The organism is Tepidimonas sp. (assembly GCF_046292505.1).
In the GTDB taxonomy this organism is placed as follows: domain Bacteria; phylum Pseudomonadota; class Gammaproteobacteria; order Burkholderiales; family Burkholderiaceae_C; genus Tepidimonas.
Map to the genome: position 1 here is coordinate 1 of NZ_JBKBQX010000042.1, position 7,767 is coordinate 7,767.

Here is a 7,767-nt window from a genome sequence, read left to right on the forward strand (position 1 = left end):
CCGGGCAAGCGCTGGCAGCGTGGCCCGGTGTCATCGACGCGCTGCCCGACCTGACCGCACAGCGCGGCGCCGACGACGCAGCAAGCGCGTCTGGCTCTGGGTGGGTGGTGTGCTGCTGGTGCTCCTGGCGGCCCTGTATCGCGTCTCGCTGCCCACGCCCATGCCGGGGGTGTTCGATGTGCACCGCGCCACCGCATCCCTGCCGCTCGATCCCCAGACACCGGCGCGTGCCGTGTCGCTCCCCCACGTGCTGGACGACGAAGGGCCGGCGTGGTGGGGTCGCGTCGACTACGTTGTGCCATGGCCCCAGGCGCTGGGTGAGCCGACGCCATCGCTGCGGCGATTGGCGCTGTTGATTCCCCGAGCGGGGATGGGCATGCGGGTGCTCCTCAACGGCGAGGAGATCTACCGCTTTGGGTGGGAAGAACCTGCGAGCCGCACAGTCAATGCAACCTGGTTTCCGCACTTGGTGTTGCTGCCGCAGCGTCTGCTGGCCGAGCGGGGGATCGACAACGAACTGACGATTCAAGTTCAAGCCCAGGTGCTCGAGCGCAGTGGGCTGTGGCCCGTGCACATCGGCAACGCGGATCTGTTGATTCCGCGCTACCAGACCCTGTACTTTTGGCAGGTGACCGGCACTTGGATGATGGCAATAGTGTCGCTGCTGGTGGGTATTTTGGCCCTCGTCATGTGGCGCGCTCTGCGCGAGCGGCTGTTTTTGCTGGGCGGCATTGCGTCGCTGGCCCACGCTGTCCGGATGGTCTTGTCGGTCGTGCCGGACTTGCCACTACCGTACGACACCTACTTTTTGATTCATCGCGTGTCCTTCAGTGTCTACGCAGGCTTTTTCATTCTGACAGTGGAAGAGCTGTTTGGCCATCGACTGCGTTGGGTGCGTCTCGCGGCCTGGGCATTGGTCGTCGTCGCGCCGTTCTGGATGCTTGGAATTTTGTTGGCACAGGACTATTCGCTGTACCGTGTGTGGGCGGGCACCATGGCGACCTTGGCGGGCGTCAGCCTGACCTGGGCCGTCGTGGACAACCTGCGACGCCGTCAATTTTCTGACGAGCATCGGTTGGTCGTCGTCGTGGCGGCGTTCACCCTGATCACGGCCGTGCGCGATTTTTTGGTGGTGCAGCTCAACTTTCCGGGTGATGCCGACCTTCGATGGACGACGATCGGCGGCTCGGCCCTCATGCTGACCATGGGCTGGGTGCTGGTGGATCGGGCCACCGCGTGGGCGCGGACGGTGCACCGCCTCAACGACACGTTGGCGGAGACCGTGGCCCAGCGCGAGGCTGAGCTGCGCACCGCCTTCCAGCGCCTGCAGGCCGCCGAGCGGCAGCGCGTGGCGGAGGAGGAGCGCCGCCGCCTGATGCGCGACATGCACGACGGTCTGGGCAGTCAGTTGGTGCAGACCCTCAACATGGTTCGCAGCGCCGGGGCCTCGCTGGATCGGGCTTCGGTCGAGGCCATGCTCGCCCAGGCACTGGACGAGCTGCGGCTGACGCTCGACTCGTTCGAGCCCATGGAAGGGGACTTGCCCGCCATCCTCGGCACATTGCGCCGTCGGCTCGGGCCGGCCCTCGAGGCCGCGGGGATCGAACTGCGCTGGGAGGTGCAGGACGTCCCACCGGTCGAGGCGCTGGACTCGCGCGGCGTCATGCACCTGTTCCGTTGTTTGCAGGAGATTTTTGCCAACGTCGTCAAGCATGCCGGGGCTCAGCGCATCACGGTCAGTACCTGGCAGCGCGATGAGCACATCGTTCTGTCGGTCGAGGACGACGGGGTCGGCATGCCACCGCCGCAGGCCCGTCAGGCGCAAGGGCGTGGGCTGCGCAACGTGCTGACGCGGGCGGCCAAAATCGGCGCCGAGGTGCGCTTCTACGACGCACATCCCGGGACGGGGGTCGAGCTGGCGTTCCCCCGCCATGGCCCGACGCCGGAATCGGACAGCGATTGGTGGCGTCACGGCGCTTGAGGCCGCATACCCGACAAAAACGTTCGACTTTTGGTATACTCGACCGAAACAGTCGGGAATAAAAGCATCCCCTGCCTCGTCGGGGTCCACCAGGAGTCTGTCATGCGCCTGACCACCAAAGGCCGTTTCGCCGTCACGGCGATGATCGATCTGGCGCTGCGCCAAGCCAGCGGTCCCGTCACCCTGGCGGCCATCAGCCAGCGCCAGCACATTTCGCTGTCGTACCTGGAGCAGTTGTTTGGCCGCTTGCGCCGGCATCAGTTGGTCGAGTCCACGCGCGGCCCGGGCGGTGGGTACACCCTCGGCCGGCGCGCGTCCGACATCACTGTGGCGGACATCATTTTGTCCGTGGACGAGCCCATCGATGCCACCCAGTGCGGCGGCAAGGAAAACTGCCACGGCGACGGACAGCGCTGCATGACCCATGACCTGTGGACCGAGCTCAATGAGCGGATGGTGGAGTTTCTGCGCTCCGTGACGCTGCAAAAACTGGTGGACGACCAGTTGGCCAAGGGCGTAGCGGTCGAGCCGCCGCCGTCCATCAAACGCGCCATTTCGCCGACGCCGGTGGTGCAACCCATCCGCGTCAACGCCCCCAATTCGGTGTTCGCGCTCGCGGCCGCTGCGGCCAAGTGACGCCACCCCACCCGCCACCCCAGGAGTCCTCGATGAGCAGCACCCCCCACTTCCCCGTCTACATGGACTACAGCGCCACCACGCCCGTCGATCCGCGCGTGGTCGACAAGATGGTGCCTTGGCTGTACGAGCATTTCGGCAACCCGGCCTCGCGCAGCCACGCCTGGGGTTGGGAGGCGGAGAAGGCGGTGGAAACCGCCCGCGAGCAAGTCGCCGATCTGATCGGCGCGGATCCGCGCGAGATTGTCTGGACCAGCGGCGCGACGGAGTCCAACAACCTCGCCCTGAAGGGGGCAGCCCACTTCTACCAGGGCAAAGGCCGGCACATCATCACGGTCAAGACCGAGCACAAGGCCGTACTGGACACCTGTCGCCACCTGGAGCGCGAGGGTTTCGAGGTCACCTATCTGGACGTGGACCAGGACGGTCTGCTGAATCTGGATGCCTTCCGTGATGCCATCCGCCCGGACACGATTCTGGCCAGCGTCATGTTCGTCAACAACGAAATCGGCGTCATCCAAGACATTGATGCGATTGGCCGCATCTGCCGCGAGAAGGGCGTCGTCTTCCACGTCGATGCGGCGCAGGCCACCGGCAAACTGCCCATCGACCTGGCCACGCTGCCGGTGGATCTGATGAGCCTGGCCTCGCACAAGACCTACGGCCCCAAAGGCATTGGTGCGCTGTATGTGCGGCGCAAGCCCCGCGTGCGGCTGGAAGCCCAGATGCACGGCGGTGGTCACGAGCGCGGCCTGCGCTCCGGCACGCTCGCCACCCACCAGTGCGTCGGCATGGGCGAGGCCTTTGCCATCGCCAAAGCCGAAATGGCCACCGAGCTGCCGCGCATCCAGCGCCTGCACGACCGACTGCTCGCCGGGCTGAGCCAAATCGAGCAGTCCTTCATCAACGGTCACCCCACGCGGCGTGTGCCGCACAACCTGAACATGAGCTTCAACTTCGTCGAGGGCGAGTCGCTCATCATGGGCATCAAGGGCGTGGCGGTCTCCAGCGGGTCGGCCTGTACCTCCGCCAGTCTGGAGCCCAGCTATGTGTTGCGCGCTCTCGGCCGCAGCGACGAGCTGGCCCACAGCAGCCTGCGCATGACGATCGGCCGCTGGACCACCGAGGAGCAGGTGGACTACGCCATCGCCGCCATCAAGGCCAACGTCGAAAAACTGCGCGAACTCTCCCCGCTGTGGGAAATGTACAAAGACGGCATCGACCTCAACAGCATTCAGTGGGCCGCGCACTGACGCCACGCCCCACACACCAGGAGTACGCACCATGGCATACAGCGACAAGGTCATCGACCACTACGAAAACCCGCGCAACGTCGGCAGCTTCGACAAGGGCGACGACAACGTCGGCACCGGTATGGTCGGCGCGCCGGCCTGCGGCGACGTCATGAAGCTGCAGATCAAGGTCAATCCCGCGACCGGTGTCATCGAGGACGCCCGCTTCAAAACCTACGGCTGCGGCTCGGCCATCGCCTCCAGTTCGCTGGTGACCGAATGGGTCAAGGGCAAGACGCTGGACGAGGCGGCGCAGATCAAGAACAGCCAGATCGCGGAGGAGCTGGCGCTGCCGCCGGTCAAGATACACTGTTCGATCCTCGCCGAGGACGCCATCAAGGCGGCCGTCGAGGACTACAAGAAGAAGCACACGGCGACGGCCTGAGCCGACCGCCCCTCAGCCCCCAGTTCGTTCGAGCTCCCCATGGCCGTCACCATCACCGAAGCCGCTGCACGGCACGTCACCAAGTACCTGGCCCGCCGGGGCAAAGGGGTCGGCGTGCGTCTGGGCGTCAAAACCACCGGTTGCTCCGGGCTGGCGTACAAGCTGGAGTACGCCGACGACGTGGCGCCGGAGGATGTGGTGTTCGAGGCGCACGGCGTCAAGGTGCTGGTCGATCCCAAGAGCCTGCCCTACATCGACGGCACCGAACTGGACTTCGTGCGCGAGGGGCTCAACGAGGGCTTCAAATTCAACAATCCGAACGAGCGGGATCGTTGTGGCTGTGGCGAGTCGTTCCGTGTCTGAGGACGCTGCGTCGCTGCAGGACGACGATTTCGCGCTGTTCGGCGTCCCGAGGCGGTTTCACCTCGACCCCGCCGCGCTGGATGCGCGTTGGAAACAATTGCAGCGGCTGGCGCACCCGGACCGCTTTGCCCACCAAGGGGCCGCGGCGCAGCGCATCGCCATGCAGTGGTCGGTGCGGATCAACGAGGCCTACCAGCGCCTGCGCGATCCGCTGCGGCGCGCCGCCTACTGGTGCGAGTTGCAGGGCGTACCGATCGAGGCCGAGTCCAACACCGCCATGCCGGCGGACTTTCTGGTACAGCAGATGCAGTGGCGCGAAGCCCTGGATGAGGCCCGCACGCCCGAGGACGTCGAGGCGCTGTTGCAAGCCGTCGAGACCGAGCGGCGCCAACGGCTGGGTGCCCTGGCCGATGCGATCGATGTCCGCGCCGACGCCCAAGCGGCGGTGGCCCAGGTGCGCGCGCTGATGTTCATCGAGCGGTTTGCCGACGCCTTGCACGCACGCCTCGATGGCTGAACAACCTTTTCCGAATCCATGGCGTTACTCCAGATTTCCGAGCCGGGCGCGTCGCCCGATCCGCACCAGCGGCGTATTGCCGTCGGCATCGACCTGGGCACCACCCACTCGCTGGTGGCGGCCGTGCGCCACGGCGTGGCCGAATGCCTGCCCGATGCGCAGGGGCGAGTGATCCTGCCCAGCGTGGTGCGCTATTTGCCCGAGGGCAGCCGCCCGTCGCGGCAGATCGGCCACGAGGCGCTGGCCGCCCAGGTGGAAGACCCCGCCAACACCATCAGCTCGGTGAAGCGGCTCATGGGGCGCTCGCTGACGGACATTCAGGCACAGGGGGTGGCCGCACGGCTGCCGTATCAGGTGGCCGAGGGTCCGGGTGGGGTCGTGGTGCGCACCGTGGCGGGGGACAAGACCCCGGTCGAGGTCAGCGCCGAAATCCTCGCCACCCTGCGCCAGCGGGCCGAGGACACTTTTGATGCCGACCTGTATGGCGCGGTGATCACCGTGCCGGCCTATTTCGACGATGCCCAGCGGCAGGCCACCAAGGATGCCGCGCGTCTGGCAGGCATCAACGTTTTGCGCTTGCTCAACGAGCCGACGGCGGCGGCCATCGCCTACGGGCTGGACAACGGCGCCGAGGGGCTCTACCTTGTGTATGACCTGGGCGGCGGCACTTTCGACGTCTCCCTGCTGCGCCTGACGCGCGGCGTGTTCGAGGTCGTGGCCACGGGCGGCGATTCCGCCCTGGGGGGCGATGACTACGACCGTGCCGTGGCCGATTGGGCGCTGGACCGTGTGGCTGCCGGGGCCCAGGTGGCGGCGCTGTCCGCATCCCAACGGGCCGCATTGCTGGCCGAGGCCCGCCGGGCCAAAGAGGCCCTGAGCGACTGCGCCGACGACCAAGCGGTGACGCTGCAAGTGCCCACCACCGCCGGGACCGTGCCGGTGTCGCTGTCGCCGGCGGAGTTCGAGGTCGTGACCCGCCCGCTGACCGACCGTACCCTGGCAGCCGTGCGCCGGGTGCTGCGCGATGCGCGCGTCGCCACCGACGAGGTGCAGGGCATCGTCCTGGTGGGCGGCTCGACGCGCATGCCGGTGATCCGGCGGGCCGTCGCCCAGGCGTTCGGCCGCGAGCCACTGATCAACCTCAACCCCGACGAAGTGGTCGCCATCGGCGCGGCCATCCAAGCCAACCAGCTGGCCGGCAACGACGCCAACGGTGAGTTGCTGCTGCTCGACGTCATTCCGCTGTCGCTGGGGATCGAAACGATGGGCGGGCTGGTCGAGCGCATCGTGCCGCGCAACACCGCCATCCCCACCGCCCGCGCGCAGGACTTCACCACCTACCGGGACGGACAGACGGCGCTGGCGCTGCACGTCGTGCAGGGCGAACGCGATCTGGTGCAGGATTGCCGCAGCCTCGCGCGCTTCGAGCTGCGCGGCATCCCACCCATGGCGGCTGGAGCTGCGCGTATCCGCGTCACCTTCACAGTGGACGCCGACGGCCTGCTGACCGTCAGCGCCCGTGAGCAAAGCACGGGTGTCGAGGCCCACATCGACGTCAAACCGTCCTATGGCCTGACGGACGAGCAGATCGCCCGCATGCTGCAGGACGGTTTTGCCACGGCCGAGCAGGACATGCAGACCCGCGCGCTGATCGAGGCGCGCGTCGAGGCCGACCGGATGCTGGAGGCCACCCGCAGTGCCTTGGCCGCCGACGGCGACCTGCTCAACGATGACGAACGCACGGCGGTGCAGGCCCTGATGGCGGCCGTCGAATCCGCGCGTGCCACGTCGGATGCCGCGGCCATCGACGCCGCGACCGATGCCCTGGCCAAAGGCACCGAGGACTTTGCCGCCCGCCGCATGAACCGCAGCATCGCGCAGGCCCTGGCGGGCCGGCACGTGGAGAATCTCTGAATGCCCACGATCACCGTTTTGCCCCACCCCGAGTACTGCCCGCAGGGTGCCACCCTGCATGCCCCCACCGGGACCAGCCTGTGCGAGGCGCTGCTCGACAACGACATCGAGATCGAGCACGCCTGCGAAATGAGCTGCGCTTGCACCACCTGCCATGTCGTCGTGCGCCAGGGCTTCGAGTCGCTCAACGAAGCGACAGAGGAGGAGGAGGACATGCTCGACAAGGCCTGGGGCCTGGAGCCGCATTCGCGGCTCAGTTGCCAGGCACGGCTGGGCACGCGCGACGTCACGGTCGAGATTCCGCGCTACTCCATCAACCACGCCCGCGAACGGCATTGACGCTGCGGCCCATGCGCCAGATCGTCCTCGACACCGAAACCACGGGCCTGTCCCCTCAGGACGGCGACCGCATCATCGAAATCGGCTGTGTGGAACTGGTCAACCGCCAGCTCACCGGCAACAACCGGCATTTCTACCTGAACCCCGAACGCGACATCCACGAAGACGCCCTGCGCGTGCACGGCATCACGCTGGACTTTCTGGCGGACAAGCCGCGGTTTGCCGAGATCGCCCCCGAGCTGCTCGACTACCTGCAAGGGGCCGAGCTGATCATCCACAACGCGCCCTTCGATCTGGGTTTTTTGGATGCGGAGTTTGGGCGGCTAGGGCTGGGCCCGAC

Annotated in this window: 9 protein-coding genes; all 9 read left to right on the forward strand. The window is 66.9% G+C overall.

Translation table 11 applies throughout. From position 1 onward, the window contains the following. Positions 1 to 109: 109 nt before the first annotated feature. A complete protein-coding gene (locus ACK4TH_RS10970) occupies positions 110 to 1,981 on the forward strand; it encodes a sensor histidine kinase (protein ID WP_409626350.1) in 1,872 nt (623 codons plus the stop codon). Between the two features lie 102 nt (positions 1,982 to 2,083). Further along, on the forward strand, positions 2,084 to 2,617 hold the full coding sequence (gene iscR, locus ACK4TH_RS10975; protein ID WP_334153550.1) for a Fe-S cluster assembly transcriptional regulator IscR: 534 nt from the start codon (positions 2,084 to 2,086) through the stop codon (positions 2,615 to 2,617). A gap of 32 nt (positions 2,618 to 2,649) precedes the next feature. Continuing rightward, the gene (locus ACK4TH_RS10980; RefSeq protein ID WP_409626354.1) at positions 2,650 to 3,870 is read left to right on the forward strand and encodes an IscS subfamily cysteine desulfurase; all 1,221 of its coding nucleotides are present in this window, start codon (positions 2,650 to 2,652) and stop codon (positions 3,868 to 3,870) included. A 31-nt stretch (positions 3,871 to 3,901) separates the two neighbouring features. After that, a complete protein-coding gene (gene iscU, locus ACK4TH_RS10985; RefSeq protein ID WP_409626357.1) occupies positions 3,902 to 4,294 on the forward strand; it encodes a Fe-S cluster assembly scaffold IscU in 393 nt (130 codons plus the stop codon). Between the two features lie 39 nt (positions 4,295 to 4,333). Then, positions 4,334 to 4,657, forward strand: a complete 324-nt coding sequence (gene iscA, locus ACK4TH_RS10990) for an iron-sulfur cluster assembly protein IscA (RefSeq protein ID WP_334153553.1) — start codon at positions 4,334 to 4,336, stop codon at positions 4,655 to 4,657. Beyond that, on the forward strand, positions 4,650 to 5,174 hold the full coding sequence (hscB, locus tag ACK4TH_RS10995; protein WP_409626362.1) for a Fe-S protein assembly co-chaperone HscB: 525 nt from the start codon (positions 4,650 to 4,652) through the stop codon (positions 5,172 to 5,174). Before iscA ends, hscB begins: the two co-directional genes overlap by 8 nt. An 18-nt stretch (positions 5,175 to 5,192) precedes the next feature. Continuing rightward, on the forward strand, positions 5,193 to 7,088 hold the full coding sequence (gene hscA / locus ACK4TH_RS11000) for a Fe-S protein assembly chaperone HscA (protein WP_409626365.1): 1,896 nt from the start codon (positions 5,193 to 5,195) through the stop codon (positions 7,086 to 7,088). Beyond that, the gene (gene fdx / locus ACK4TH_RS11005; RefSeq protein ID WP_409626368.1) at positions 7,089 to 7,427 is read left to right on the forward strand and encodes an ISC system 2Fe-2S type ferredoxin; all 339 of its coding nucleotides are present in this window, start codon (positions 7,089 to 7,091) and stop codon (positions 7,425 to 7,427) included. It abuts the gene before it with no gap. 11 nt (positions 7,428 to 7,438) lie between these two features. Beyond that, a partial coding sequence (locus ACK4TH_RS11010; RefSeq protein ID WP_409626371.1) for an exonuclease domain-containing protein occupies positions 7,439 to 7,767 on the forward strand: 329 nt, incomplete at its 3' end.

What these genes read in the sequence shown, in the direction of transcription:
- iscR (WP_334153550.1), top strand. Translation starts at nt 2,084, where the DNA reads ATGCGCCTGACCACCAAAGGCCGTTTCGCCGTCACGGCGATGATCGAT.
- ACK4TH_RS10980 (WP_409626354.1), top strand. Translation starts at nt 2,650, where the DNA reads ATGAGCAGCACCCCCCACTTCCCCGTCTACATGGACTACAGCGCCACC.
- iscU (WP_409626357.1), top strand. Translation starts at nt 3,902, where the DNA reads ATGGCATACAGCGACAAGGTCATCGACCACTACGAAAACCCGCGCAAC.
- iscA (WP_334153553.1), top strand. Translation starts at nt 4,334, where the DNA reads ATGGCCGTCACCATCACCGAAGCCGCTGCACGGCACGTCACCAAGTAC.
- hscA (WP_409626365.1), top strand. Translation starts at nt 5,193, where the DNA reads ATGGCGTTACTCCAGATTTCCGAGCCGGGCGCGTCGCCCGATCCGCAC.
- fdx (WP_409626368.1), top strand. Translation starts at nt 7,089, where the DNA reads ATGCCCACGATCACCGTTTTGCCCCACCCCGAGTACTGCCCGCAGGGT.